The organism is Noviherbaspirillum sp. (genome assembly GCF_036563305.1).
GTDB lineage: Bacteria > Pseudomonadota > Gammaproteobacteria > Burkholderiales > Burkholderiaceae_D > Noviherbaspirillum.
This window is the reverse complement of the sequence record NZ_DATCMQ010000011.1, coordinates 63,177-88,702: the sequence shown is the minus strand read 5'-3', so window position 1 is coordinate 88,702 and position 25,526 is coordinate 63,177. Positions and strand designations below refer to the sequence as shown.

Genomic DNA, 25,526 nt, shown 5'->3' with positions numbered 1-25,526 from the left:
ATCATTTACGCGGCGGAACGGCGACGTCCGGATGGATTGCATAAGGAATGCCAGCCGTGCCGCGCGGTTTGAACTAAGGCAGCGCTCGCGCTATCCCACCACGACTGGCGGCGCTGCTGCCTGCGCAGCGCGCGCGCCGACGACACGCGGCCGCCATGCGACGGCCACGCCCTGTTCTTGCAATGAAAGGTGATGACAATGCAGATGGTTTCCCAAGTCATGACACGCAACGTCCAGTCCGTGTCGCCGCGCGAGAGCTTGCGCCGCGCGGCGCAACTGATGGACGACCTGAATGTCGGCGCCCTCCCGGTGTGCGACGGCGAGCGCCTGGTAGGCATGGTCACGGACCGCGACATCACGGTTCGCGGCGTATCGGCGGGACTCGCGCCGGACGATGCGGCGGTGGACGCGGTGATGAGCACCGACGTGCGCTGGTGTTTCGAGGATCAGCCGGTGGACGAGGTCATGCGGCAGATGGCCGATACCCAGATCCGCCGCGTCCCCGTGCTGTCGCACGATGACGCGCCGCGTCTGGTCGGCATCGTCTCGCTCGGCGACATCGCCACCGACATCGGCGGCAGTGGCGGCCGGCAGCATGTCGGCCAGGTGCTGGAGCAACTGTCCTCGCCGTCCGAGCCGGACCGCACGGCGCGGGTTGCGCCGACCGGCACGGCGAGTGCGGGCTCGGCGGTCGGCACCGCGACCGGCTTCGTCGGATCCAATCTGCTCGCCGACCGCATGCATCCCGACACCGAGGCTTCGTCTACCGGCGATCCGGCCGACGCTGTCGAAGTCACGCCGGACCAGCTCGTCAACCGCAACGCGCCGGGCAGCACCAGCCTCAGTCCGGAAGGCGCCGGCCGTCTGCAGGGCTTGCAGGATGGCGTGACGGTACGGCACGTAGGCAGGCAGGGCGACGACACTTCGACCGGCGAGAGCGGCGCGCCGGGCGGCATCGACGCCGCCGGACCGTCGGGTGCGTCCGGCGGCACGGCCGGTACTGCCGGTTCGGCGGGATCGGCAGGCGGCGCGACGCCCTAGACGGACGCCGCCGTTGCGGACAGCAACCGCACCTGCGGCGCCTGCCTCCTGCATGTGCCCGCCGGTATCCGGCCATCGACTCAGCCGTTCGGCGGCGGCCCCGGTTGCGCGGTCGGCCCCGCTTGTTCCGGCGGCGCCTGCGGCAATGCCGCCGCCGCTGCCAGTGCACTGCTGCTCAATGCATCGTTGATTGCGGTGATCAGGTCGCTGCGTACCTGCAGCCATGCATCAAGGTCGCCGGTCCAGACCCGCAGCTCGAATTCGAACAGGTCGACGCCACGCTTCAGGAAGAGCACCTCGGGCGCCGGCGTCTCCAGCACCTGCCGGTTGCCGCCGGCAATATCGAGCAGCAAACCCTTCAGTTGCGCGACGCTGACATCGGGCTTGGTGATGACGGGTACCGCGAGCTGGCGCAGCTGGCTAGACAGCGTCCAGTTGGTAAGCTGGTCGGCGATCAGCTTGCCGTTCGGGATGATGACTTCCGCACCGCTGGTGCTGTGGACGATGGTCGCGCGGATGCCGATATGCTGCACCCGCCCCACCATGTCGCCGATCTGTATGGTGTCGCCGACCTTGACCGGACGCTCGAACAGCACGATCAGCCCGGACACGAAATTGTTCACGATGTTCTGCAGGCCGAAGCCCACGCCGACGGTGAGCGCGCCGGCGACGATCGTGAACTTGGTCATGTCGACGCCGACGGCCGTCAGCGCCAGCACGAAACCGGACAGCAGAATGATGTAGTGCACGGTGGTCGACACCGCGTACGGCAGCCCGCGGTCGAGCCGCACCCGCGAGAAGATCTCCTCTTCCAGCAGGAAGCGCGTCAGCCGCGACAGCATCCAGGTCGTCCACAGGATCAGGAAGAACAGGCAGATTTCGCGTACCGAGATGTTCAGCGTGCCGATCTGCCACGATGCGTTCCACGCCGACGCCAGGAATGCCATCAGCTGCGGCAGGAAGCCCGGCGCCTGCAGGCTCAACAACAGCCACAGCAGGAAGGCGAATCGTTTCAGCCAGGTGTTGAGCCGCGGTGCGATCGTGGCGCGATGCCGCCGCACCCCGGCCAGGAAGGAGATGGGCGGAACATGCAGCAGCCCTTTCACCAGGCCTTCGCGCGTCAGCGCGTACAGCACCACCGCGGTATAGCCGCTGGCGAGCAGCGCCCGCATCAGCAGGTCTGCAAAACGCGTGTAGCCGCCCGCCGCGGCGCCGAGCACGACCAGTGCCAGCAGCAGGGCGCCGCGTATGCCGAACAGCGAGAGCCGCCACGCCAGCCGCTGCTCCGGCGCGACTTCCTGGGGCGCGCCGCGATGGTGGCGCAGCCAGGTGAGGAAGAACAGGATCAGGCTGAGCACTTCGAGCAGCAGCAGGACCCGGTGTACGCCGGGCAAGGGCGCGAACAGCGCGCGCAAGCGGTCGGCCAGGTAAAAGGCAACGAGCGCGAGCAGCAGCGGATAGATGCGCGTTTCCACCACGCGCCGCGCAAACACCAGCAAGGGCCCGGCCACGAGCACCCCGATCAGCAGCCATAGCGTGCGCGGCGGACGCGGATAGAACCAGCTGCTGCACAGCAGGGCGAGCAGCAGCGCGCTGACCATGGGCATGTCGAAGATCTGGCGGCTGCCGGGGCCGTCCTCGCTGATGGGGGCGGCATCCATCCGGTTCCTGACAGCGATGAACATGGCCATGACGGCAACGAAGAACATCAGGTGCAGGATGAAGCCGTCCTGCTGCGTGCGCAGGTAATCCGCCAGGGTGTTGGCCTGGTTCTGCAGGCTGTCCCGGGCTTCATCGGAGAAGTTGGCGATCGGGCTCACCCAGAACTCGCCGCTCCACAGCGGCGGACTGTCGCGGTAAAGCAGGCGGGTGACCGCGCGTTCCGCGGCCGCCGCCAGCGGCACGCGCGCCTCGCCGATGCGGGTCCCGATGTCGGTGGCGCGTCCCTGCAGCGCCAGCACCTTTTCCCTGTCGTCCAGCACGCCCTTCTTGGCCTGGGCAATGGCGCGCACGACCTCCCTGGCGCGCGTCACCACCGCCGGAGGCGCTTCGGCCCCGGCCGCGGCGGCGATGGTCACGTTCCAGGTTTCCTCAAGACGGTCGAGCTCCTTCAGATCGCGGTCCACCTGCAAGGCGGCCTGGGTCAGCGCGCGCAGCACAGGCCCATTGCGCGTCTCGATGTCGCGCAGTGCTTCCTCCAGTCCCTGCACGGTTTCCAGCGACACGTTCATGTTCTTCAGCTGGCGCACCTCGCGCAGGCGGAATGCCGTCTCGCGCTCGAGCTGCGCGATGCTCGAGGCGGCGGTCTCGTCGATATCCTTGCCGCGGATGCGTTCCTCCAGCTGGCGGATGTCGGCGAGCGCGTTTTCCGCCCGCACCGCGACGTCCGGCACAGGAATGGCTGCGGGGGCGGGGGCGGCAGCAGCGGCAGGGGCGGCGGACCCTGCCGGTACGCCGGCGGCGGGCGCCGGGGACGCTGCCGGCGGCGACTGCGCATGCACCGGCACGAGCACGAGCACGGCCAGTATCAGCCAGAGCGGCAGCAGCCGGTGCAGCCACCGGTCCGGGCGGCCTTGTGCAGGGGAAAAACTGGCGTGGCGCATTGTGCATTTCATGACGGAAGGGCATTGCTTGGAAACCCGGTCTCCGGCGAAGTTTCCGGAAAATCACATTTCCGGTGTCTGCTTGTAAGCAAATTCAAAGAATCGGGGAGTACGATGGCGATCGCGGGCGCCCTGCCCTCGCGCCCGCCGTCACCGAACCGCCCAGCCGACCATGCTCATCGCCATACTCACCGACATCCACGCCAATCGTGAAGCGCTTACCGCCTGCCTAGCCCACGCGCAGGAAAAACGCGCGCAGCGCCATGCCTTCCTCGGGGACCTCGTCGGCTATGGCGGCGATCCTGGCTGGGTAGTCAACACCGTGATGACATACGTCCGCGAAGGAGCGATCGCGGTCCAGGGCAATCACGACGCCGCGGTGGCGCAGGCCGGCGGCGCGCAGATGCATGCGCAGGCGCGCCAGGCGGTCGAATGGACCCGCGCACAGCTTGGCGCCGAACAGCTGCAGTTCCTGGACAGCCTGCCGCTGACGCGGGAATCCGGCGACTGCCTGTTCGTGCATGCGACCGCGGCCGATCCCCGCAGCTGGGAGTACATCACCGGCACGCTCGAGGCTGTCAAGAGCATGCATGCGACGCACTGCCGTACCACCTTCGCCGGACACGTGCATGAACCGGCGTTGTACAACCTGTCGATGACCGGGAAGATATCCTCTTTCGTGCCGGCCGGCGACAGCAGCATCCCGCTCAGCACCCAGCGGCGCTGGCTGGTGCTGCCGGGCTCGGTCGGGCAGCCGCGCGACGGCAACCCGGCTGCCTGCTATGCGCTGTTCGACGACACCACCCACGAGCTGACCTTTTTCCGCGTGCCCTACGACACCGACGCCGCCGCCGCCCGGATACGCGCCGCCGGCCTGCCGGAAGGCCTCGCGCAGCGCCTGCTTGAAGGACGCTGAGATGCAGCGGCTGGAGGCGGGCATGGAGATCGACGGCTTCCGCCTGGAGCAACGCCTGCACAAGGGCGGCATGGCCTTCCTCTGGGCGGTAAGCCGGGTCGCCCCGGTTCCCGGGGAGGCGCCGCTGCTGATGAAAATTCCCATCCTCGGCGACAACGACGACCCGACGGCGATCGTCGGCTTCGAGGTCGAGCAGATGATCATGCCGAAGCTCGCCGGCATCCACGTCCCGCATTTCATCGCCTCCGGCGACTTCACCGGCCATCCGTACATCGTGATGGAGCGCATCGCCGGCGAATCGTTGCGCGCGCGCTTCGACCACGCTCCCCTGGCGGTGGACGAGGTGGTCGCCATCGGCGCGCGCGTGGCCAGCGCGCTGCATGACCTGCACCGTCAGCATGTGATCCACCTCGACATCAAGCCCAGCAACATCATGTTCCGGGCAAGCGGCGAGGCGATCCTGATCGACTACGGCCTGTCGCGCCACGACAAGCTGCCGGACCTGCTGGCGGAAGAGTTCCGCCTGCCGATGGGCACCGGGCCGTACATCTCGCCGGAGCAGGTCCTGCATATACGCAACGATCCGCGCAGCGATCTGTTCGCGCTCGGCGTGCTGCTCTACCATCTCCTCACCGGCGAACGTCCTCACGGCCATCCGAACTCGGTACGAGGCCTGCGCCGCCGCCTCTACCGCGACCCGGTGCCGCCGCGCGCCATCAATCCCCGGGTGCCGCCCTGGCTGCAGGAGATCATCCTGCGTTGCCTCGAGGTCGACCCGTCGGCCCGTCACGATACCGCCGCGCAGCTGGCGTTCGAACTGCAGAACCCGGACCAGGTGAAGCTGACGTCGCGCGCCGCCAAGCAGGCGCGCGACGGCCTGCTCACGGTGGCACGCCGCTGGTTCCACGCGGTCGGGATGGAATCGGCGCCGATGCAGTCGGCGGAGCAGCAGCTGGCCCGCGCGCCCATCATCGCGGTCGCCATCGACATCACGCACGGTTCCGAAGAACTGGCGGAGTCGCTGCGAGTCGCCGCGCGCCGCATCCTGCAGACCGCGCCGGGAGCGCGCCTTGCATGCGTGACCGTGAAAAGGACCAGCCGCATCGGGATGGACGACCACGTCGACCGCCAGGGTCGCAATATCCATGTCAAGCACCTGGTGAGCCTCAAGCATTGGGCACGGCCGCTCGGCATCCCGCCGGAGAAGATCACCTTTCACGTGCTGGAGGCGCCGGATCCCGCCGGCGCCATCGTCGACTACGCGCGGCTCAACGACGTCGACCACATCGTCATCGGCTCGCGCGGGGCATCGGCATTGCGGCGCTACCTCGGCAGCGTGTCGTCGCAGGTCGTGGCCGAGGCCGACTGCACGGTGACCGTCGTCAAGGGCGCCGGTGCGCGGGAGGAGGCGGCGCCACCTCCGCAAGCAGGGACAGGGCGTTAGGCACGGCCGCCCCGGCCGCGGTGTTGTCGAACACGCACCAGACGCGCATGCCCGCCCCCTGCAGCTGGCGCACGCGCGCGCCGAGCGCGGTGATGAAGCCATCCGCATAGGGGGAGTAGTAGATGCGCGGCGAGCCATGCAAACGCAGGTAGGCAAGCCGTGCCGGCCGCGCTTGCGGTGTCGGCAGCGGCCGCACCGGCGGATCGGCGTCGACGTACGCGATGCCATGTTCCTCGAGCAAGGCGGCGGCCTCCGCACCGAACCAGCTCGCATGGCGCGGTTCGCACACCACGTCGGCGCCGCACCCGGTGCGCAGCAGGCGAAGGAAGGCCGCGGCGACGACAGGATCGAAGGCCAGGCCCGGCGGCAGCTGCAGCAGCAGGCAGCCAAGCTTCTGCCGCAGTTCGCCGCACTCGGCGAGAAAGCGTTCCAGCGGCTCCTCGCATCCCGCCAGCTTGCGCAGGTGCGAGATCTCCTTGGGCATCTTCACGGAAAAGCGGAAATCCTCCGGCACGCTGTCGCGCCACCGGGCGTAGGTGGCCGGCCGGTGCGGCCGGTAGAACGAGGAGTTGATTTCAACCGCCGGCAATATTGCCGCATAGCGCTCCAGGTGCGTACCCGCGCCCGGGAAACGCGCGGCCTCGGCTCCCGGTATGCTCCAGCCCGCACAGCCGATCATGCATGCCTGTTGCTCGCCCGCCTCCACCACGTCTCCTCGCTTGTACTATGCACGGGCCCATTGTGCCGTGCTGACAGCGGGACATCCTGCGCGGACGCAGGAAAGCGGGGCAATGTTGTCGACGTGCCGGAATTTCGTCCGGCGGCGTTCATCGAATCGGTTCTTAGAAAACGGGGGACTTGACGACGTCAAGGACTACGCGCTCTGTCGGCCCTGAAGTACCAGCTCGACCGAACGGGCGCCAGAATCCGGGGCGCGTTCACACCATGCTCAAGCATCGACCTGCAGCTGCGGCCAGGTCCACAGCCAGTTCTTGCCATTCAGCCGCGCGCTGAATTCCGCAGGCTTGTAGCGCAGGCGGTTGGGCGTCAGCTTCTTTGCGAACAGCGTATCGAGGCCGAAGGCGGAGACGATCTCGATCTCCTTCTGCGCATTCAGGCGTACCCCGACGGCGGTCTCCAGCTCCACCCAGTGCCGCATCGCATCGAGCGTGTCCACATACGGCGCGTCGCCGTTGCGCTCGTGCATGCGGGCCTGATTGCGCACCGACCAGGGCAAGGACGGATCGACAGTGGCCAGGTGCGCCTCGAGTTCGCGGTCGCGCACCGGTCCGACCTGGAAAGGATCGAAGTACACCAGGTCGATGTCAGCGAGCGGCGTCGGCGTCGCAAAGCCGTGCAACTTGTCCCACACCAGGTTGCGCACGAAGCCGGCGGCAATGCACCAGTCGGGAAGATCGAGTTCGAAGGCGAGATGGAGGGCGCGCATGCGCAAGGGATCGGCTTCGATCCATCGGGAGAGCAGGTCTTCGTACATCGTGTTTCTCGGGCTGATTCTCATGCAGGAAATGAGAAGCCGCCGCGTACCAGCCGCGGCGGCCTCCGCACCGCTTCAGGCGGCGTGCTGGGACGGGTTGGCCCCGCCCGTAGCCGGGCCATCGAAGAAGGTCCGCAGCAATGCCGCCTCCTTCTCCATGGCCGCCTTCAGGTGCCGCTCCTTCACGTGGCCGAAGCCGCGAATGTCCTCCGGAATGCTGGCGATCGCGGCGGCCACCGAGGCATTGGACTCCGTCAGCTTCGGCAGCAGCGACAACACCGTCTCGCGATAACGGGCAATCAGCGCCCGCTCGCCCTTGCGCTCGGCGGTATGGCCGAACACGTCGAACGGCGTGCCGCGCAGGAACCGGAACTTCGCGAGCAGGCCGAAGCCCTTCATCATCCACGGCCCGAATTCCCGCTTGACCAGGTGGCCATCCGCATCGCGCCGTGCCAGGAGCGGCGGCGCAAGGTGGAATTTCACCTTGTAGTCGCCCTCGAACATGCCCTCGATCTTGGACCGGAACGCCGCGTCCGAATGCAGGCGCGCGACCTCGTACTCGTCCTTGTAGGCCATGAGCTTGAACAGGTAGCGCGCCACCGCCTCGGTCAGGCGCGGCGTGCGCTCGCCCACGACGCCGCGCTCCGCCGACCGCACCTGCTCGACGAAGTCGCGGTACTGCGCCGCATAGCGGGCATCCTGGTACTTCGTCAGGTATTCGCTGCGCGAGCGGATCAGGTCGTCGAGCGACGGCGTGCGCTTGAACGCGATGACCTGCGCCTGCACCCCGTTGAGTCCGGCCAGGCGTTCCACCGCGGCCCAGTCGTGCGCCGCGTTGCGGCCCCAGACAAACGCCTGCTTGTTGAACTCGACGGATACATCGTTGAGCTCGATCGCCCTGATCAATGCCGCCTCCGACAGCGGCACCCATCCCTTTTGCCATGCATAGCCGAGCATGAACATGTTGGTCGCGATGCTGTCGCCCATCAGTGCGGTCGCCACCCTGCCGGCGTCGATGAAATCGGCGCGGTCGCTGCCGCATGCTGCCTGGATGTCGCGCTCGGCAAGCGCGCCCGGATGCTGCCAGTCCGGGTTCTTCACGAACGCCGCCGTCGGCGTGCCCGTGGTGTTCACCGCGGCGTAGGTGCGTCCCTCTCCCATGCGCGACAAGGCGTCCCGGCCGGCGGTGACGATGGCATCGCAGCCAATGACCAGGTCGGCCGCGCCGGTACCCACGCGAGTCGAATGGATGTCCTCCTGGCGGTCCGCCAGGCGCACGTGCGACATCACCGGTCCGCCTTTCTGGGCAAGGCCGCTCATGTCCAGCACCGACACGCCCTTGCCTTCCAGGTGCGCGGCCATCGCCAGGATCTGGCCGATGGTGATCACGCCCGTGCCGCCGACGCCGGTGACGATGATGCCGAATGGGTGCGCGGTCCCGGGCAGCTGCGGTTGCGGCAGGCGGTTGCCCTGCAGGATGGGCAGCTTTGCCGTCCCCGCATCATCGCCGACTGCGGCTTTCTTCGGCTTCCTGAGCTGGCCGCCCTCGACCGTCACGAAGCTGGGGCAGAAGCCTTTCACGCAGGAGAAATCCTTGTTGCACGAGGACTGGTTGATCTGGCGCTTGCGGCCGAATTCGGTATCCAGCGGCTCCACCGACAGGCAGTTCGACTGCACGCTGCAGTCGCCGCAGCCTTCGCAGACCGCCTCGTTGATCACCGCGCGCTTGGCCGGATCGGGATAGGCCGGCTTGCCGTCCGGTCCGATCTTCTTGCGGCGGCGCCGCTTTTCCGAGGCGCAGGTCTGGTCATAGATGACGGCGGACACGCCCTTGGCCCCGCGCAGCTCCTTCTGCACCGCGTCCAGCTCGTCGCGATGGCGGATCGTGACGCCCGGCGCCCAGTTGACCCCGGCCGGATACTTGTCCGGATCGTCGGTGACGACCACGATGGGCTGCACGCCTTCGGCGGCGATCTGGCGCGAGATCATCGCCGGATCCAGCGGACCGTCGACGTTCTGGCCGCCGGTCATCGCGACCGCGTCGTTGTAGAGGATCTTGTACGTGATGTTGACCTTCGCCGCCACCGCCGCGCGGATGGCGAGGATACCGGAATGAAAGTAAGTGCCGTCGCCCAGGTTGGAAAACACATGCTGTTCTTCGGTGAAGGGCGCATGGCCAACCCAGGTGACGCCTTCGGCGCCCATGTGGGTGAAGGTGGACGTCTCGCGGTCCATCCACAGCACCATGTAGTGGCAGCCGATGCCGGCCAGCGCGCGGCTGCCTTCCGGTACCTTGGTCGAGGTGTTGTGCGGACAGCCGGAGCAGAAATGCGGGGTGCGGTCGCGCGCCGGATCGGGCTTTCCGGTACCGGCCTTCAGCACCGCTTCCTTGGCCTCCAGGTACGCGATCCGCTCCTTCACCCGCTGCTCGATCGGATGTCCTGCAAAGTATTTCGAGATGCGGGTGGCGATCGCACGCGCGATCTGCGCAGGATTGAGCTCGTAGGTCGCCGGCAGCAGCCAGTTGCCATGCCCTTCGCGGTGGTTGCTGCTCCATTCCCCGGTATCGTCGAACTTGCCGACCACGCGGGGGCGCACATCGTCGCGCCAGTTGTACAGCTCTTCCTTGAGCTGGTATTCGAGGATCTGACGCTTTTCCTCGACCACGATGATCTCTTCCAGCCCCTGCGCGAACGCGCGCACGCCTTCCGCCTCCAGCGGCCAGGTCATGCCGATCTTGTACAGGCGGATGCCGATGTCGTGCGCGACCTGCTCGTCGATGCCGAGATCGGCCAGCGCCTGCCGGGTGTCGAGGTAGGACTTGCCGGCGGTGATGATGCCGATGCGCGCGCGCGGGCTGTCCCAGACGACCTGGTTCAGCTTGTTGGCACGCGCATAGGCCAGCGCCGCATACCACTTGAAATTGTTCATCCGCGCTTCCTGGTCCAGCACGGCGTCGGGATAGCGGATGTTGAGGCCGCCGGGCGGCAGCTCGAAGTCGTCGGGGAGCACGATGCGCGTACGCTCCGGATCGAGGTCGACACTGGCGCCGGACTCGACCAGGTCGGTCACGCATTTCATCGACACCCACAGCCCGGTGTAGCGCGACAGCGCCCAGCCGTGCAGGCCGTAGTCGAGGTATTCCTGGATGGTGGACGGGTACAGCACCGGAATGCCGCAGGCCTTGAGGATGTGTTCGCTCTGGTGCGCGGTGGTGGAGGACTTGGCGGCGTGGTCGTCGCCCGCCAGCACCAGCACCCCGCCGTGGCGGTCGGTGCCCGCCATGTTGGCATGCTTGAACACGTCGCCGCAGCGGTCCACGCCGGGTCCCTTGCCGTACCACATCGAGAACACGCCGTCGTACTTCGCTCCCGGGAACAGGTTGACCTGCTGGGTGCCCCAGACCGCGGTCGCGGCGAGGTCTTCGTTCATCCCCGGATGAAACTTCACATGGTGCGCTTCCAGGTACTTGCGCGCCTTCATGGCGGTCATGTCGACGCCGCCCAGCGGCGAGCCGCGGTAGCCCGTGATGTAGCCGGCCGTGTTGAGCCCTGCCTTCAAGTCGCGCTGCCGCTGCATCATCGGCAGCCGGATCAGCGCCTGGGTGCCGGTCAGGAATGCCCTGCCGCGCTCCAGCGTGAACTTGTCATCAAGGGAAACGTTCTCCAGCAGCAGGCGCTGTCCGGAGGAGAGGGGTGCGTTCATTCAGTCTCCATGCCAAAAATTGTGTTCTTGGGTGCGATCGTCTCGCTGTCAAACCGACAGTATCTTTTGGACCTGCCGTTCATTCTTTTGACGCCGTGGACATTAGCACAGGCGCCGGTCGTGCTCAATGCACGCTGCACCATTCCGATACCTTGCCCGAAGCTGTAACAAGCCGTAAATGGTTTCGTCAAGCTTCGGAGCGCTCCTTAAAGTTGACCGGTCGTTGAAAGTATCTCCGAGGAAAAAATGCATCCGATATTGCTGTGCATGGCCTTCGGTACGCTGTTCGGCGCCGGCCTCGCGATTGCGACCGAACAGGCTGTGCCCGCACCCCGTCCCTCTTCCCATCTCGCCCGCTTCCAGGATCAGTTCCGCGCCGCCGATGCGGACGGTGACGGCGGCCTGAGCAAGATGGAAGCGGAGCGTGCAAAGATGGGCCATGTCGTCGAATCCTTCGACCGCCTCGACGGCGACCGCAACGGACGGCTGACGCCTGCCGAACTCCGGGCGCTCCTGCGCAGCCGGATCTCCAGCTAAGCGACCGCGCGCGCCCGCGGCGTCAGGCCGGATTGGGCGGGAGGTCGGTCTCGCCGGGAAGCAGCGTGTTCGCCGCCAGTACTTCCTGCTGTTTCAGGCGTTCGTACACCGGTGCGAAGTCCGGCGCCGTCTCTTCAAACAGCTGCTGGAAATCCCGGATCACGAAATAGGTTTCCTGATACGAATCGATCTTGTACAGGGTGCGCATCACACGTTCGGCATTGAATGCGACGCGGCGCGGGCGGGGATCGGTCAGGCAGTATTCCACTTCTCCGCCGGAAGACAGGATGCCGGCGCCGTAGGCGCGCAGTCCTTCCGCGGTCTGGATCAGGCCGAATTCCACCGTGTACCAGTAGAGGCGGGACAGGTTGCTCAGTCCGTCAAGCCGGCTCGCCTTCAGGCCGCCCTTGCCGTACTGCTCCATGTAGTCGGCAAACACCGGGTTGAACAGCAGCGGCACATGGCCGAAGAAGTCGTGGAAAACGTCGGGCTCGACGATGTAGTCGAATTCGTGCGGCTCGCGCAGCCAGACGGTGACCGGGAAGCGGCGGTTGGCGAGATGTTCGAAGAAGGTCTGGTCGGGCACCAGTCCCGGAACGGCCACCAGCTCCCAGCCGGTGGCCTTGTAAAGCGCCTCGGTCGTGCGGTCGAATCGGGGAATCTCGTTGGCGGCGTCCATCTTCGCCAGGCTGTCGAGGAATACCTGGCATGCACGGCCGGGGACTAGCTTTGCCTGGCGCTGGTAGAGGCGCCGCCACAATGCGTGCTGCTCGGGCGTATACGCATCCCAGTCCTGCCGTACCACGTAGCGCTCGTCGCACTGGCTGTAGTCGCCGCGCAGCTTGCCGTTGTCCGATTTCTCTTCCAGGGTGCGGAAGAAGTCCGCCTGGTCCACGCTTGTATTCATCTCGTCTCCGTCACTTGAACTGGTGTCGTTGCCGCGCCCGGGTTGTTCCCGATGTTGTCCTGGCAAATGGATGACGGAAGTATAGTCAAGGCCTTCAGGCAGAAAATTGCCAAATCAACCTGCGTCTTGCAAAAGTTGGCAATAATATTGCTGTTTCTTTTCCTATTCTGAATGAACATGCCAAGCATCAAACTCGACAAGACGGACCGCAAGATCCTTGCGATCCTGCAGGCGGAAGGCCGGCTGAGCAACCAGGAGCTGGCGGAACGGGTGAACCTGTCGCCCTCGCCCTGCCTGCGGCGGATCAAGCAGCTCGAGGAGTCGGGAGTGATCCGGCAGTACGTCGCCCTGCTCGATCCGGACAAGATCGGGCTCGGCCTGCTCGCCTATGTGAATGTGCGGCTGGAGAAGCACAGCGAGGTGCCGGGTGCCGCCAGCCGCTCGCCCCGCACCCATTTTTCCGCCTCGGTTGCCGCATGGCCGGAGGTGGTCGCGTGCTATGCGATGACCGGGGAGATGGATTTTTTGCTGCGGGTGCACGTGGAGGACATGGAGCATTTCTCCCACTTCATGATGGAGACGCTGCTCAAGCATCCGGCGGTGCTTGACGTACGGTCGAGCTTCGCGCTGCAGCGGATCAAGGACACCACCGCGCTGCCGCTGGTCTGAAGCGGCGGACTACTTCCGCCGTATGCCGGGCAGCCGCCGCCACCATTTCATCGCCGCCTTGGCATTCGCCTTGAGGCCGTAATCGATGGCGGCGAACTGCTCCTCGACCGCCTCGGCCAGCATCGTGCCCGGGCTTGCAGGCGTCAGGCGCAGGTAGGCGTCGGCTTCGCCGTAGTCGCGATGAATCTGCATGCCGGCCTTGGATGCGATGTGGATCATGGTCCGGTTCGTGGCCAGGCAGTGCATGTAAAGGGTATCCACGTCCTCGTTGCGGCAATGGATGGCGGCCCGCTCGAACAGCCTGGAGCCGACGCCCAGCCCGCGCGCTTCCGGCAGCACCGACACGCCGAACTCGGCAATGCGTTCCTTGACGGTGGCGTTCGTCAGCAGCGGCGAAGTCTCCCGTGGCGCGAAAGCCAGGTGGCCGACCCCGATCAGCCGCAGGTTCTCGCTATAGACGCCAAAGACGGCGTCGCGCGAGAAATCGATCTTCTGCACGTAGCGCGTGATCAGCTCATCGGGCAGGGCGGTCCCGAAACGCAACAGGCGGTCGCTGTCATCCAGGGCGAGAAAGTGCATCAGCAGGCGCCGCCGGTCGCGCTCCGACAGCGACTTGACCCGGACGGACGGACGGGAGGGGGCAGCAATCTCGGGAGCGGACAGGGGATCCATGGGCGTGCCGGGCAAATGGTTATCAAAGGATGGAAGCGGAATGCAAGGAAGGCAGGGTCCGCATCTTGTGCACTGCACAAACTTCATTCTAGGCGATCTCCCGGTAACGGGCGGCTTGATGCGACTTTTATCCGGTACAGCTGAGTGGCGTCAATCGCGCGGGCACGGGTGTCACGGGGACGTACGTAAAAACCACAATTGTCCCGTTATTTCCTCAAATCAACAATGGTTCACACTGTTCAGGAAAGAAATGACATGCCAGCCTTGCGCCTGCGATTCCTCCTCGCCCTCCTGTGCGGAAGCACACTGCTCGCCGCACGCGCCGAAACCGGTGTCACGGCAAACTCCATCCTGATCGGACAAACCGTCGGCGTCACCGGCACGGTCGCCGGCCCGGTCAGGGAAGTGAACGAAGGCGCACAGGCCTATATCGATCACATCAACAAGCAGGGCGGCGTGCACGGCCGGAAGATCGCGCTCAAGACGCTGGACGACAAGTTCGACCCGGCGCTGACGGTGGCCAACGGCGAGATCCTGGTCAAGAAAGACGGCGTTTTCGCGATGTTCCAGGGGCGGGGAACGCCGCATACCCAGGCATTGCTGCCGCTGCTGGAGGCCAATGGCGTGCCGCTGCTGGCGCCGAGCACGGGTGCGGCCGTGTTCCACCAGCCGGCCCGCAAGCTGCTGTTCAACATCCGCGCGAAATACCAGGACGAGGTGATACGCGCGGTCGAGCACTTCAACACGGTGGGCGTGCGCTCGATCGCCATCCTGCATGTCGACGACGCCTTCGGGCTGGACGGCCTGGAAGGCTTCAGGAAAGCCATGGCGGCACAGAAGCTTGAACCGGCGGGCGTGGTCAGGTTCGCCCGCGTCAATCCGAACTACAAGGCGGCGGCGGCAGAAGTCATCAAGGCGAAGCCGGCGGCGGTGATCATCGTCAGCTCCGCGAAGAACACGATCGAAGTCATCAAGGAGATCCGCGCGCAGGGTAGCCAGGTGCAAATCATGACCATGTCGAACAACTCCTCGGACGCGTTCGTGAAGGACCTCGGTCCTGCCGGTGCCGGTGTCATCGTGTCGCAGATCACGCCGGCGCCGCATTTGATCAGCACGCCGCTCGGGCAGGAGTTCAACCTGCTGGCCCGGGAGCGCAAGATCACCGTGTCCTATGCGGCCATGGAGGGATTCGTGAATGCCAAGGTGCTGGTGGAGGCGTTGCGCCGCACCGGCCCGCAGCCGACGCGGCAGGGTTTCGTGCGGGCGCTGGAATCGATGCAGCGGCTGGACTTCGGCGGCCTGATGGTGACCTACGGGCCGGACGACCACACCGGCAGCGAATTCGTCGAGTTGACGATGATCGGCAGGGACGGCCGCTTCATTCGCTGACCGCCTTGCCGCGCCGCCCGGTGGCGGCGCGCGCGATTCAATTCCCCGTAGCCAGTGCGGCGGCGACCGCGCCAACCCGGGCGGCGTGGACCGCCTCCGGAATGCGCGACGGATTGTCCGCAAGCCCGCGGGCCACGTCGCCGGCGTTGACCGAGCGCGCCGCGTCCAGGGCGGCTTGCAGGTGCCCTGCCTGCGGAAACGGCCGCTCGCCAAAGCCGAGGCGGCCGCGGTGGTCGCACTCGCAGGCCTGCAGCATCCCGGCAAAACGTTGCGGCTTGCGGAAGGCGTCACAGCGCTCCAGCAACGTGACGATGGTGTTCGGCCGCAGCGCCAGGGCGCGGCCGACATTGCCGTGCTCGCGCGCGGTCATCACCGCCAGGTCGCGGCAATCGTTCGGAATCTTCAGCCGCTTGCAGACCTGCTCGACCAGCCGGACGCTGCGACCCTCATGCCCGTGGTGCTTCGGCCATTCCTCCGGCGCGGTCACGCCCTTGCCGAGGTCGTGCAGCAGGGCCGCGACCCGGACCGGCAGGGGGTAGCCGCACGCGGCGGCAGTGTCGACCACCATCATCACATGCACGCCGGTGTCCACCTCGGGATGGTGTTTCTCCGGTTGCGGAACGCCCCACAGGGCATCGAGTTCAGGCAGGATGCGGGCCAGCGCGCCACAGGCCCGCAGCACCGCGAACATGCGCGACGGCCTGCGCTCCATCAAGCCGCGCGACAGCTCCTGCCAGACGCGCTCCGGCACCAGCGCGTCGACTTCGCCGGCATCGACCATCGCGCGCATCAGGCCCTCGGTTTCCGGCGCCACGGTAAAGCCGTCGAAACGCGCGGCAAACCGCGCAAGCCGCAGGATGCGCACCGGGTCCTCGGCAAAGGCCGGCGACACATGGCGGAACACGCGCGCCTGCAGGTCGCGCTGCCCGCCGAAGGGATCGACGATGGTGCCTGCCTCGTCACGGGCCATCGCATTGATCGTAAGATCGCGCCGGATCAGGTCCTGCTCGAGCGTGACGTCGGGGTCGGCATGGAACAGGAAGCCCTTGTAGCCCGGCGCGGTCTTGCGTTCGGTCCGCGCCAGCGCGTATTCCTCGTGCGTCTCCGGATGCAGGAACACGGGGAAGTCCTTGCCCACCGGCGTGAAGCCGGCGGCCAGCATCTGCTCCGGCGTCGCCCCGACCACCACGTGGTCATGATCCTGCACCGGCAATCCAAGCAGGGCGTCGCGCACCGCGCCGCCGACGACATAGGTCTTCATTGCTGCCGCATCATTCGGGATAGGTGTCGTACTTCTCCAGGCACTCGGTTTCGGCCAGCGCCTCGCGCATCCACTGCGCGACCGCCGGATGGGCGACCACCCGGTCGACGTAGGCCTGGACAGTCGGGGCAAGCCACACGCCATAGGTGCGGAAACGCATGACCACCGGCGCGAAGTAGGCGTCGGCGATGGTGAAGTCGCCGAACAGGAAGCCACGGCCTCCCGAGCGGGCGAGGCAGTCTTCCCAGAGCTCGCAGATGCGGGCAATGTCCGACTGCGCTTCCGGCGTGCGCCCCTTGCTGGGAAAGCTGGCCTTGATGTTCATCCACATTGCCGAGCGCAAGGCGGTGAAGCCGGAGTGCATCTCCGCGCAAATCGACCGCGCCAGCGCGCGGGCGGCCAGGTCGCGCGGCCACATGCCCTTGTCGGGAAACTGCTCGGCCAGGTACTCGCAGATCGCGAGCGAATCCCACACCGTGGTCTGACCGTCGATCAGCACCGGGACGCGGCCCGCCGTCGAGTAGGCGGCAATGCGCGACGAGCTGTCGGGCTGGCCGAGCAGGACCCGCACCTCCTCGAACGGAATGCCGAAGGCTTTCAGCGCCAGCCATGGCCGCATCGACCAGGACGAGTAGTTCTTGTTGCCGATGACGAGTTTCAGCCCGGCGCGGCCTGCTGCGTCGAGGGTCTGGGAAAGGGTCGGGTCGAGTTCAGTGCTTTGCATGCGTCGGGTCCGAAGCTGGAAAATGCCCGCGGGGGGCGGTCTTCGAGGATAAAGCTTTTGCCGGCGTTTGCAAACAGGAAGGAAGAATGGAAGGAACGGGCGGCACTGCCGCCCGTTCTGCGACTCAGGGGAGTTCGCTGGGCGAATAGCCCTGGGGAGCGATCGTGCCGAGGCGTGCCTTCAGCGACTGCGGCTTGCCTTCGAGCAGGGCCGCGTAATAGGTGGCATTGGACAGCACGTTCTTCACGTAGTCGCGGGTCTCCGAGAACGGGATCGACTCGGCGAACACGGCGCCCTCCACCGGCCGCGACAGGGTCGAGCGCCAGGCGCGCGGGCGCCCGGGGCCCGCGTTATACGCGGCGGTCGCCATCGCCTGCGAACCCTCGAGATCGTTGAGCACCATGTTCAGGTAGTTGGTGCCGAGCGTGACATTGGTGCCGATCTCGTTCACCTGCTGCGGCGAGAAATCGCTGAGGCCGATCTTGCGCGCCACCCATTTGGCGGTGGCCGGCATCAGCTGCATGAGGCCGGATGCGCCGACATGCGAACGGGCGTTTTGCACGAACCGCGACTCCTGCCTGATCAGGCCGTACACCCACGCCATGTCGAGCTGGATACGCTCGGTGGCGGCGCTCATGACGTCACGGAACGGCATTGGGAAACGCTGGGTGAAGTCCAGCTCGGCCTTGGTCCGGTCGGAGGTGTTGACCATGCGGTCGAGCACGTTCTTCTGGCGCGCAAACTCGGCGGCCGCAAGCAGCTCCCGGTCGTTCATCCTGCGCAGTTCCCAGTTCCATTCCCGCACGCCCTCGAAACGCAGGTTCATGTCGAAGAACTTGAGGGCGCGGCGCAGGCCGGCGTTGTTCGCCATGACGGCCACCTCTTCCGCGCTCAAGGGCTGCGGCCGCGGCGGCAGCGTGACGGGCCGCCCCAGCTCCTCCAGCGCAAGCTGGCCGTAGAACCCGGTCTGGCCGGAGAGCGATTCGAACAGCCGGTTCGCCTCGTCCTTGCGGCCCTCGACGCGAAACGCCCGGCCCAGCCAGTAGATCCATGCGGGCTCGCTGCGCAGCGACGCGGGCATCGCCTCGATCGCCTCGCGCAATTGCTTCCACTCGCCGGCGCGAAGTGCCATCCTCGCCTTGCGGCGGTGCGCCTCCGGCGAGAGCGCGATGTCCTCGGTGCGGCGCCAGAACACCGGGGCCTCGGGCAGCAGCTTGAAGGAGGCGGCATAGGCGACCTGCGCCCAGGCGTTGGCCCGCTCCTTCCCGTTCAGGTTGTCCGCCCCGGCGGTGAGCGCCTTGATCGCCGCATCGATATCGTTGCGGGCCGTGCGCCCGAGCGCGACGATGAAGGTCTCGTGGGCGGCCCGCGTCTTCCCGGGTCCGCGCGCCAGGACCGCGGCCGGCCGGTCGAAGGCCTGCATCAGCGTGGTCTCGTTGGCGTCGGTCAGGGGCGCGATCCGGCGGGCGACCGCAGCCGCGTCAAGCTCGGATGCGAGCCGTACCTGGGACCAGACGTCCTCCACCGTGAACTGGCCGTTCTCGACCAGGGTCGCGATGAGTGCCGGGCAGGCCTCGCCGTACTGCTGCGGCGTCGTCAGGAGCGCGCGCGCCTCCGCCGCCACGTCCTGGCCTTTCAATGCCTTCGACATCAGGGCGTAGCACTTCAGCTGGGTATCGTCATTCAGCACGAACAACGGGTACTGCTCGTCGAACAGGGTCCAGTTGCGGTTGCGGCCCAGGTCCAGCAGCCAGTCGTTGCGCAGCCGGTCGGCGATCGCCTGGCCGTCGTACCGTGTCAGGTAGTCGCGGATCTCCTGCTCTGATGCGGTCGCCAGGCGCGGGCGCAGGCGGAAATAATCGACATAGGAAGGAATGGCATAATTGCCAAGGCGCCCGGCCAGCTCCGCGGCACGCGCGGCGTCATTGCTGCGGGACGCATCGCGCAAAGCGAGGAAGACGTCGTCGTCGCTGGCGAAGGCGGAAGCGGCAACCGGCTTCTTTGCCTGTGCCTGCGGCGCGACGAGGGCGATGGACGCGGTTGCGAGCGCGGCGCCGGCAATCCATTTTGTTGGAAACATCAAGAATGCTTTCTCAGTTAAGTCGGGACAACGGCTTTTAGAATAGCATGCGTAACCCTAGTGATCGCACCCCGCCATGCCTGATGACACCTCGACAAAAGCCGGCCTGCGGGCCATGCTGCTTGCACAGAGACAAGCGATCGCTCCCGAAGTTCGGCATGTCTGGGACGCGGCGATCGGCAGCAACGTGCTCGCCTGGTGCGCGCGCCACGGCGTCCGCACGCTCGGCGTCTACTGGCCGATCCGCAGCGAACCGCAACTGCATCACGCCTATGCGGAGCTGGACGCGCGCGGCGTGCGGCTGGCGCTGCCGACCGTCACGAGCGCAACGCGGCCGCTGGTCTTCGTCGCATGGCGGCCGGGCGAGCCGACACGCAGGGACGCGCATGGCGTGCCGGTACCGGTGTCAGGAGTGGAATGCGTGCCCGAGGCGTTGCTGGTGCCCTGCGTCGGCTTCAACGAAGCCGGCTACAGGCTGGGCTACGGAGGGGGATACTACGACCGCACGCTGGCGCAGGCGCCGCGACCGAAGACCGCGGGGATCGCCTATGCAAGCGCACGGGTGCGCTTCGAGCCCGACGCCTTCGACGTCGCGCTCGACACGATCATCACCGAGCAGGCCTAACGCTTGTACACGCCGCAAGCGATGGACAGGTCGCCGCAACGTTCGAAGTAGGAGTTCTTCACTTCGTTTGCATTGGTGACCGGGTGCGCCCACTTGTATTCGACCCAGCCCGATCCCTTGCTCTTCGCGGTCGCGATCATTTCCCGAATGAAGAACTTGCCGTCGGTGTCCTTGCTCTGCGAGCCGTCGGCGCCGATCACGCGCGGATTGCTGCCGTGCGCGATCACCTGGTGATTCTCGCAGCTGTAGGCGCTGAGGTAGAGGTCGCGGTCGATGAACTGCCCCTTGCCGAGCTTGTTGATCTCGGCGATCAGCGCTTCGCGGCCGTGCTGCTTCATGAAGGCGACGCCCTGCTTCACCAGGGCGATCGCCTCGTCGCGGTCGCCGTACTCCCGCGAGCCGAGGTTGAATCCGGCCACAGACTGCAGCAGCGACACGGCCTGCTCGTTCAGGCTGCCGGCGGTCTTCATCGCGTCCTGCAGCAAGATGCCGTTCTGCTGGACCATGGTGTCGATCTCGGTGACGGCCTGGTTGACCGACTCGATGCCGATGCTCTGCTCGCGGCTGGCTTCGCTGATGTCGCGGATCAGGGAGGCGACATGCTGCACCGCCTGCACGATGTCGCCCATCGTCTTGCCCGCCTCGTCGACCAGCTTGTTGCCGGCGTCGACCTTCTCCACCGAGTCGACGATCAGTTCCTTGATTTCCTTGGCGGCGCTGGCCGAACGCTGTGCGAGGGTGCGCACCTCGCTGGCGACCACGGCGAAGCCGCGGCCCTGCTCGCCCGCACGGGCGGCTTCCACCGCCGCATTGAGCGCCAGGATATTGGTCTGGAAGGCGATCCCGTCGATCACGCTGATGATGTCGACGATCTTGCGTGAACTGTCCTTGATCGATCCCATCGTGTCGACCACCTGCCCCACCACTTCGCCGCCGCGGGTCGCGAGTCCGGCTGCCGATGCCACCAGCTGGTTGGCCTGCTGTGCGTTGTCGGCATTGTGCTTGACGGTCGAGGTCAGCTCTTCCAGGGAGGATGCGGTGGTTTCCAGGGACGCCGTCTGTGTCTCGGTCCGGGTGGAGAGCGCGGTGTTGTCGCGGTTGATCTGGGACGAGGTGGTGGCGACGGTCGTGGTGCCGGCGCGGACGTTGCCGACGATCTTGAACACCCGGTCCTTGAGTTCGCCCAGCGCCTTCATCAGGCGGCCGATCTCGTCGTCGCCCGCGGCGTCAACGTGTATCGTCAGGTCGCCGGCACTGAGGCGCTCCGCGGTGGAGAGGACTTCCTGCAGCGAGCCGATGGTCGCCCGGATTGCCCACCAGCCGGTCACGGCCACCAGGAGCAGCACCGGTATGCCGCAGCCGAGCACCAGGCTGTTGGCGTCGCCACTGGTGTTGGCAGCCGCGACCGCAAGCAGGACGGCAACCAGGGCCAGCACGGCAGCAAACGCGGCGTACAGGCGTGCCGCCATACCAAGTCTAAAAAATTTCATCGTCGGGTCTCCCTTTTCTTCTCGCGGCTGACAGCAAAAACCGCGTTCCATAGAGCGGCACGTGCGCGGGCACGGTCAAACGAAATAATAGTTCGTTTCCGCACGGAAAGGGTACCGGAAATGAAAATTCATGCCGGACGTACAGGTAAACGCAACACCTGCAGTCCGGACGGCGGCGGTCTGTCAGCCGCCGGAAAGACCGAGGCGGCGACAGATTTCCAGGGTGGCGTTGGCCTGGTTCAGGGTATAGAAGTGGAGTCCGGGCGCGCCGCCGGCGAGCAGGCGCTCGCACAGCCGTGTCACGACGTCCAGCCCGAAAGCCTTGATCGACGCGGCGTCATCGCCGTAACTGGCCAGCTTGAGCCGTATCCAGCGCGGAATCTCGGCGCCGCACATGTCGGAGAACCGGGTCAGCTGCGCGTAATTGGTGATCGGCATGATGCCGGCGACCACCGGCACCTCGACCCCTTCGCGGCGGGCGGCGTCGATGAACTGGAAGTAGGCGTCCGCATTGTAGAAATACTGCGTGATCGCGGCATTGGCGCCGGCCCGCACCTTGCGCACGAAATTCTGCAGGTCGTCCTGCGGGGATTTGGCCTGCGGATGCACCTCGGGGTAGGCCGCCACTTCAAGGTGAAACCAGTCGCCGGTCTCGGCGCGGATGAATTCCACCAGTTCATTGGCATACCGGATCTCGCCGAACGCGCCATAGCCGCTCGGCAGGTCGCCGCGCAAGGCGACGATCCGGCGGATGCCGCTGGCCTTGTACTCGGCGAGGATGGCGCGCAGGCTTTCGCGCGAGCTGCCGATGCAGGACAGGTGGGGAGCGGCGTCGTGCCCTTCCGCCTTGATCTCGCGCACCGTCTCCAGCGTGCCCTGCTGCGTGGATCCGCCGGCGCCGAAAGTGACGGAGTAATACCGTGGCTGCAGGGCTGCCAGCCGGGCGCGCACCGCGCGCAGCTTTTCCGCGCCCTCGGGCGTCTTCGGCGGGAAGAATTCGATGCTGAAGTTTTTGTCAGTCATTTTTTGAGTTGAGCAGGAGGGCGGACAGCGCCCACGAAATCAGGCTGTACAGGATCGCGCCGATCAGCGCCGACCAGAAGCCGGCGACCTGGAAGCCGTCCACAAAGGTGGCGACCAGCCAGAACATCAACGCGTTGAGCACGAAGATGAACAGGCCGAGCGTCAGCACGGTCGCGGGCAGCGTCAGGAAAAACAATACCGGTCGCACCAGCGTGTTCACCAGTCCCAGCACCAGCGCCGCGATCAGTGCGACGACGAAGCTTTCGACACGGATGGACTGCATCAGGTAAGGCAGCGCAAACAGCGATACGGCATTGATCAGCCAGGTAATCAGCAAACGCATGGCAAGTCCTCTGCTCAGGTTCGGGAAAACACATTGCATGCGCCGGCATCGCAGGCCGGCGCATGCACGGGAGGCGGCAGGAACCGGCACGCCGCGAAAAGCGGCACGCCGTGGCCGCGCCGCATCAGTAGCGGTAGTGTTCCGGCTTGTACGGTCCCTGCTTGGCGACGCCGATATAGGCCGCCTGCTCGTCGGTCAGCTCGGTCAGCTGGGCATTGAGCTTCTTGAGCTGCAGGCGCGCGACCTTTTCGTCGAGGTGTTTCGGCAGGGTGTAGACGCCGACCGGATACGCGGCCGTATTGGTGTACAGCTCGATCTGCGCAATCGTCTGGTTCGCGAACGAGGAGCTCATCACGTAGGACGGATGGCCGGTGCCGCAACCAAGGTTGACCAGTCGGCCTTCGGCCAGCAGGATGATGCGCTTGCCGTCGGGGAAGATCACATGGTCGACCTGCGGCTTGATGTTCTCCCAGGTGTACTGGCGCAATGCGGCGACTTCGATTTCATTGTCGAAGTGGCCGATGTTGCAGACGATCGCCTGGTCCTTCATCCGCTTCATGTGGTCGTGGGTGATCACGTGGTAGTTGCCGGTTGCGGTGACGAAGATGTCGCCGTGCTCCGCCGCGTACTCCATGGTCACGACGCGATAGCCTTCCATTGCCGCCTGCAGGGCGCAGATCGGATCCACCTCGGTCACCCACACCTGCGCCGACAGCGCGCGCAGTGCCTGCGCCGACCCCTTGCCCACGTCGCCGTAACCGCAGACGACCGCGATCTTGCCCGCGACCATGACGTCGGTGGCACGCTTGATGCCGTCCACCAGGGACTCCCGGCAGCCATAGAGATTGTCGAACTTGGATTTGGTGACCGAGTCGTTGACGTTGATCGCCGGGAAGGCGAGCTTGCCTTCCTTGTGCATCTGGTACAGGCGGTGCACGCCGGTGGTGGTCTCTTCGGTCACGCCCTTGACCTGGGCCAGGCGGGTCGAATACCAGGTGGGATCGATGGCCAGGCGCTTGCGGATCGAGTTGAACAGGCAGGTCGCCTCCTCGGAATCCGGGTTCGCCAGCACGGACTGGTCCTTCTCGGCGCGCGTGCCGAGGTGCAGAAGCAGCGTGGCATCGCCGCCGTCATCGAGGATCATGTTGGAATAGCCGCCGTCCTTCCATTCGAAGATGCGGTGGGTGAACTCCCAGTACTCGTCCAGGGATTCACCCTTGAAAGCGAACACTGGCGTGCCATTGGCGGCGATCGCCGCGGCGGCATGGTCCTGGGTCGAATAGATGTTGCACGATGCCCAGCGCACCTGCGCGCCGAGCGCTTCCAGCGTCTGGATCAGCACCGCGGTCTGGATCGTCATGTGGAGCGAACCGGTGATGCGCGCGCCTTTCAGCGGCTGCGCGGCGGCGTATTCCTCGCGGATTGCCATCAGGCCGGGCATTTCCGTCTCGGCAATCTTGATTTCCTTGCGGCCCCAATCGGCCAGGCCGAGGTCGGCGACGAAGTAGTCCTGGGAAGCGGTTGCCGACGCATCGGCAGATGTTGAAATAACGGCGCTCATCACGCCCTCCTTTCCTGTTGAAGATAGAAAAAAGTAACGTGAGCGCCGTTGCGTGTGATCTCCAAGCCTGACATCGCCGGGCGGCGATGCTGCAACGCTCCTTGGAACCGCGGATTATACCCCGGCCTGTGCGAAAAAATCAGTGGGAGTGCGCTTCTGTCCGCGTCGAGACGCGCTGGACCGCGCCGCCCTGCGGCACGCTGCGCACGATCCATTCGACCATGTCGACCCAGATGCGCCGGACCTCCGCCTTCGCCGGCATTTCCAGCGCGTTCGGCAGCTCGATGGTGATGACCGGGACATTCTTGTGCATGCCGCCGTAGTTGCCCAGCGAGCCGGGATAGACACCGACACGGCTGAAATGGAGCCGCCCGAACCTGCGCGGCGCCTTGGCGGGCCCGTCGAGATCAAGCACCCCGAACGGCGCATGGACCGAGATGATCACGTCCGGCCTGAACCGGTCCATTTCCTCGTCCAGCCAGCGCGATTCCGGCTCGGAAAGGGGCGTCTGTCCGGGAAAGCGGCGCGGATCGCGGCCGGTGGTCTTGACCCAGTAGTGCTTGGCATCCCGCTCCCAGCCGGGCGTCGGGAAATTGCGGTTGAGGTCGACACCGTTGGCATTGACGCGCTGGGGCTTGGCCGCGAGCAGGCCGTCCGGATTGACGACCGGCGCAACATGCCAGTGCATTTCCTGCGCCTGCGGCCCCTGCAGCCATTGCATCCATTCGAAGACGATGGCGGCCGCCGTCAGCTCGTCGCCGTGTATGCCTCCGAGCAGCAGGACCCGCAGCGCATCCTTCTTGCCGCTTTTCGGCGGCACCGCACGGGTCAGGATCGGAAAGCCGTTGCGCGACACCGCCCCGCTCGGCGCGAGCTGGGCGCGTTCGCAGTCCTGCTGGGAAACGCCGGGGAGGCGCTGGGTCAGGCGCTTGCACCACTCTGCGGGAGAAGCCGGCGGCGCGGACTCGGCTGCCGCCGGCCCGACAGCGCAAGCGGCCGCCAGTAAAACGGCAAGTCCCAGGGGACGCAGCATCCGGCCAG

At 66.1% G+C, this 25,526-nt stretch carries 21 protein-coding genes and 1 riboswitch; of the genes, 7 read left to right on the top strand and 14 right to left on the bottom strand.

Annotated elements, in window-relative coordinates; all coding sequences use genetic code 11:
- The first annotated feature begins 204 nt into the window (after positions 1–204).
- Positions 205–1,041 carry a CBS domain-containing protein gene (locus VIM12_RS08410; protein ID WP_331941168.1) on the top strand — a complete coding sequence of 279 codons (837 nt, stop codon included), beginning with the start codon at positions 205–207 and terminating at the stop codon, positions 1,039–1,041.
- An 80-nt stretch (positions 1,042–1,121) separates the two neighbouring features.
- Here VIM12_RS08410 and VIM12_RS08405 read toward each other — a convergent pair whose 3' ends face one another.
- Positions 1,122–3,644, bottom strand: coding sequence for a mechanosensitive ion channel family protein (locus VIM12_RS08405; protein WP_331941167.1), 2,523 nt, complete (start codon positions 3,642–3,644; stop codon positions 1,122–1,124).
- Positions 3,645–3,816: 172 nt separating this feature from the next.
- Between VIM12_RS08405 and VIM12_RS08400 the strand changes: the two genes are divergently transcribed.
- Positions 3,817–4,560, top strand: coding sequence for a metallophosphoesterase family protein (locus VIM12_RS08400; protein WP_331941166.1), 744 nt, complete (start codon positions 3,817–3,819; stop codon positions 4,558–4,560).
- Positions 4,547–6,004 (top strand): bifunctional serine/threonine-protein kinase/universal stress protein, encoded by a 1,458-nt coding sequence (locus tag VIM12_RS08395; protein WP_331941165.1) that lies wholly within the window; start codon positions 4,547–4,549, stop codon positions 6,002–6,004. Before VIM12_RS08400 ends, VIM12_RS08395 begins: the two co-directional genes overlap by 14 nt.
- Here VIM12_RS08395 and VIM12_RS08390 read toward each other — a convergent pair.
- The 3 genes from VIM12_RS08390 to VIM12_RS08380 form a co-directional block, all read right to left on the bottom strand.
- Positions 5,943–6,683 carry a DUF72 domain-containing protein gene (locus tag VIM12_RS08390; RefSeq protein WP_331941164.1) on the bottom strand — a complete coding sequence of 247 codons (741 nt, stop codon included), beginning with the start codon at positions 6,681–6,683 and terminating at the stop codon, positions 5,943–5,945. The two genes, VIM12_RS08395 and VIM12_RS08390, sit on opposite strands and share 62 nt — an antisense overlap.
- A 270-nt stretch (positions 6,684–6,953) precedes the next feature.
- Positions 6,954–7,499: a nucleotidyltransferase family protein gene (locus VIM12_RS08385; RefSeq protein ID WP_331941163.1), complete on the bottom strand. Its 546-nt coding sequence runs from the start codon at positions 7,497–7,499 to the stop codon at positions 6,954–6,956.
- Positions 7,500–7,574: 75 nt separating this feature from the next.
- A complete protein-coding gene (locus VIM12_RS08380; protein WP_331941162.1) occupies positions 7,575–11,204 on the bottom strand; it encodes an indolepyruvate ferredoxin oxidoreductase family protein in 3,630 nt (1,209 codons plus the stop codon).
- 246 nt (positions 11,205–11,450) lie between these two features.
- On the opposite strand from VIM12_RS08380, the gene VIM12_RS08375 reads away from it, so the two are divergent.
- Positions 11,451–11,741 (top strand): hypothetical protein, encoded by a 291-nt coding sequence (locus VIM12_RS08375; protein ID WP_331941161.1) that lies wholly within the window; start codon positions 11,451–11,453, stop codon positions 11,739–11,741.
- Between the two features lie 22 nt (positions 11,742–11,763).
- Here the strand turns inward: VIM12_RS08375 and phhA are convergent, their stop codons facing one another.
- Entirely contained in the window at positions 11,764–12,648 is an 885-nt protein-coding gene (gene phhA / locus VIM12_RS08370; RefSeq protein ID WP_331941160.1) for a phenylalanine 4-monooxygenase, read from the bottom strand.
- 177 nt (positions 12,649–12,825) lie between these two features.
- On the opposite strand from phhA, the gene VIM12_RS08365 reads away from it, so the two are divergent.
- Entirely contained in the window at positions 12,826–13,317 is a 492-nt protein-coding gene (locus VIM12_RS08365) for an Lrp/AsnC family transcriptional regulator (protein WP_331941159.1), read from the top strand.
- Positions 13,318–13,326: 9 nt separating this feature from the next.
- On the opposite strand, the gene VIM12_RS08360 is transcribed toward VIM12_RS08365, so the two are convergent.
- A complete protein-coding gene (locus tag VIM12_RS08360) occupies positions 13,327–13,989 on the bottom strand; it encodes a GNAT family N-acetyltransferase (RefSeq protein ID WP_331941158.1) in 663 nt (220 codons plus the stop codon).
- 255 nt (positions 13,990–14,244) lie between these two features.
- Here VIM12_RS08360 and VIM12_RS08355 point away from each other — a divergent pair, with 255 nt between their 5' ends.
- On the top strand, positions 14,245–15,378 hold the full coding sequence (locus VIM12_RS08355) for an ABC transporter substrate-binding protein (RefSeq protein WP_331941157.1): 1,134 nt from the start codon (positions 14,245–14,247) through the stop codon (positions 15,376–15,378).
- A 37-nt stretch (positions 15,379–15,415) separates the two neighbouring features.
- Here the strand turns inward: VIM12_RS08355 and VIM12_RS08350 are convergent, their stop codons facing one another.
- The 3 genes from VIM12_RS08350 to VIM12_RS08340 form a co-directional block, all read right to left on the bottom strand.
- Positions 15,416–16,639 (bottom strand): multifunctional CCA addition/repair protein, encoded by a 1,224-nt coding sequence (locus VIM12_RS08350; protein ID WP_331941156.1) that lies wholly within the window; start codon positions 16,637–16,639, stop codon positions 15,416–15,418.
- Between the two features lie 10 nt (positions 16,640–16,649).
- Complete coding sequence (locus tag VIM12_RS08345; protein WP_331941155.1) at positions 16,650–17,363, bottom strand: glutathione S-transferase family protein; 714 nt, start codon at positions 17,361–17,363, stop codon at positions 16,650–16,652.
- 124 nt (positions 17,364–17,487) lie between these two features.
- Complete coding sequence (locus VIM12_RS08340) at positions 17,488–19,443, bottom strand: lytic transglycosylase domain-containing protein (protein WP_331941154.1); 1,956 nt, start codon at positions 19,441–19,443, stop codon at positions 17,488–17,490.
- A gap of 76 nt (positions 19,444–19,519) precedes the next feature.
- Between VIM12_RS08340 and VIM12_RS08335 the strand changes: the two genes are divergently transcribed.
- Positions 19,520–20,068 (top strand): 5-formyltetrahydrofolate cyclo-ligase, encoded by a 549-nt coding sequence (locus tag VIM12_RS08335; RefSeq protein WP_331941153.1) that lies wholly within the window; start codon positions 19,520–19,522, stop codon positions 20,066–20,068.
- On the opposite strand, the gene VIM12_RS08330 is transcribed toward VIM12_RS08335, so the two are convergent.
- The 5 genes from VIM12_RS08330 to VIM12_RS08310 all read right to left on the bottom strand — a co-directional run bounded on the left by VIM12_RS08330 (position 20,065) and on the right by VIM12_RS08310 (position 25,518).
- Complete coding sequence (locus tag VIM12_RS08330; RefSeq protein WP_331941152.1) at positions 20,065–21,558, bottom strand: methyl-accepting chemotaxis protein; 1,494 nt, start codon at positions 21,556–21,558, stop codon at positions 20,065–20,067. The two genes, VIM12_RS08335 and VIM12_RS08330, sit on opposite strands and share 4 nt — an antisense overlap.
- A gap of 183 nt (positions 21,559–21,741) precedes the next feature.
- The gene (gene metF / locus VIM12_RS08325) at positions 21,742–22,581 is read right to left on the bottom strand and encodes a methylenetetrahydrofolate reductase [NAD(P)H] (RefSeq protein WP_331941151.1); all 840 of its coding nucleotides are present in this window, start codon (positions 22,579–22,581) and stop codon (positions 21,742–21,744) included.
- On the bottom strand, positions 22,574–22,924 hold the full coding sequence (locus VIM12_RS08320) for a phage holin family protein (RefSeq protein WP_331941150.1): 351 nt from the start codon (positions 22,922–22,924) through the stop codon (positions 22,574–22,576). Before VIM12_RS08320 ends, metF begins: the two co-directional genes overlap by 8 nt.
- Positions 22,925–23,048: 124 nt before the next feature.
- Positions 23,049–24,485, bottom strand: a complete 1,437-nt coding sequence (gene ahcY / locus VIM12_RS08315; RefSeq protein WP_331941149.1) for an adenosylhomocysteinase — start codon at positions 24,483–24,485, stop codon at positions 23,049–23,051.
- Positions 24,486–24,518: 33 nt separating this feature from the next.
- Positions 24,519–24,594: riboswitch (S-adenosyl-L-homocysteine riboswitch) on the bottom strand.
- A 30-nt stretch (positions 24,595–24,624) separates the two neighbouring features.
- Complete coding sequence (locus tag VIM12_RS08310) at positions 24,625–25,518, bottom strand: M14 family zinc carboxypeptidase (protein WP_331941148.1); 894 nt, start codon at positions 25,516–25,518, stop codon at positions 24,625–24,627.
- Positions 25,519–25,526: the final 8 nt, after the last annotated feature.

Excerpts from the sequence above, each read along its gene's own strand:
- VIM12_RS08410 (WP_331941168.1), top strand. The coding sequence starts at position 205 with ATGGTTTCCCAAGTCATGACACGCAACGTCCAGTCCGTGTCGCCGCGC.
- VIM12_RS08405 (WP_331941167.1), bottom strand. The coding sequence starts at position 3,644 with ATGCGCCACGCCAGTTTTTCCCCTGCACAAGGCCGCCCGGACCGGTGG.
- VIM12_RS08400 (WP_331941166.1), top strand. The coding sequence starts at position 3,817 with ATGCTCATCGCCATACTCACCGACATCCACGCCAATCGTGAAGCGCTT.
- VIM12_RS08390 (WP_331941164.1), bottom strand. The coding sequence starts at position 6,683 with ATGATCGGCTGTGCGGGCTGGAGCATACCGGGAGCCGAGGCCGCGCGT.
- VIM12_RS08385 (WP_331941163.1), bottom strand. The coding sequence starts at position 7,499 with ATGTACGAAGACCTGCTCTCCCGATGGATCGAAGCCGATCCCTTGCGC.
- VIM12_RS08380 (WP_331941162.1), bottom strand. The coding sequence starts at position 11,204 with ATGAACGCACCCCTCTCCTCCGGACAGCGCCTGCTGCTGGAGAACGTT.
- VIM12_RS08375 (WP_331941161.1), top strand. The coding sequence starts at position 11,451 with ATGCATCCGATATTGCTGTGCATGGCCTTCGGTACGCTGTTCGGCGCC.
- phhA (WP_331941160.1), bottom strand. The coding sequence starts at position 12,648 with ATGAATACAAGCGTGGACCAGGCGGACTTCTTCCGCACCCTGGAAGAG.
- VIM12_RS08365 (WP_331941159.1), top strand. The coding sequence starts at position 12,826 with ATGCCAAGCATCAAACTCGACAAGACGGACCGCAAGATCCTTGCGATC.
- VIM12_RS08360 (WP_331941158.1), bottom strand. The coding sequence starts at position 13,989 with ATGGATCCCCTGTCCGCTCCCGAGATTGCTGCCCCCTCCCGTCCGTCC.
- VIM12_RS08355 (WP_331941157.1), top strand. The coding sequence starts at position 14,245 with ATGCCAGCCTTGCGCCTGCGATTCCTCCTCGCCCTCCTGTGCGGAAGC.
- VIM12_RS08350 (WP_331941156.1), bottom strand. The coding sequence starts at position 16,639 with ATGAAGACCTATGTCGTCGGCGGCGCGGTGCGCGACGCCCTGCTTGGA.
- VIM12_RS08345 (WP_331941155.1), bottom strand. The coding sequence starts at position 17,363 with ATGCAAAGCACTGAACTCGACCCGACCCTTTCCCAGACCCTCGACGCA.
- VIM12_RS08340 (WP_331941154.1), bottom strand. The coding sequence starts at position 19,443 with ATGTTTCCAACAAAATGGATTGCCGGCGCCGCGCTCGCAACCGCGTCC.
- VIM12_RS08335 (WP_331941153.1), top strand. The coding sequence starts at position 19,520 with ATGCCTGATGACACCTCGACAAAAGCCGGCCTGCGGGCCATGCTGCTT.
- VIM12_RS08330 (WP_331941152.1), bottom strand. The coding sequence starts at position 21,558 with ATGAAATTTTTTAGACTTGGTATGGCGGCACGCCTGTACGCCGCGTTT.
- metF (WP_331941151.1), bottom strand. The coding sequence starts at position 22,581 with ATGACTGACAAAAACTTCAGCATCGAATTCTTCCCGCCGAAGACGCCC.
- VIM12_RS08320 (WP_331941150.1), bottom strand. The coding sequence starts at position 22,924 with ATGCGTTTGCTGATTACCTGGCTGATCAATGCCGTATCGCTGTTTGCG.
- ahcY (WP_331941149.1), bottom strand. The coding sequence starts at position 24,485 with ATGAGCGCCGTTATTTCAACATCTGCCGATGCGTCGGCAACCGCTTCC.
- VIM12_RS08310 (WP_331941148.1), bottom strand. The coding sequence starts at position 25,518 with ATGCTGCGTCCCCTGGGACTTGCCGTTTTACTGGCGGCCGCTTGCGCT.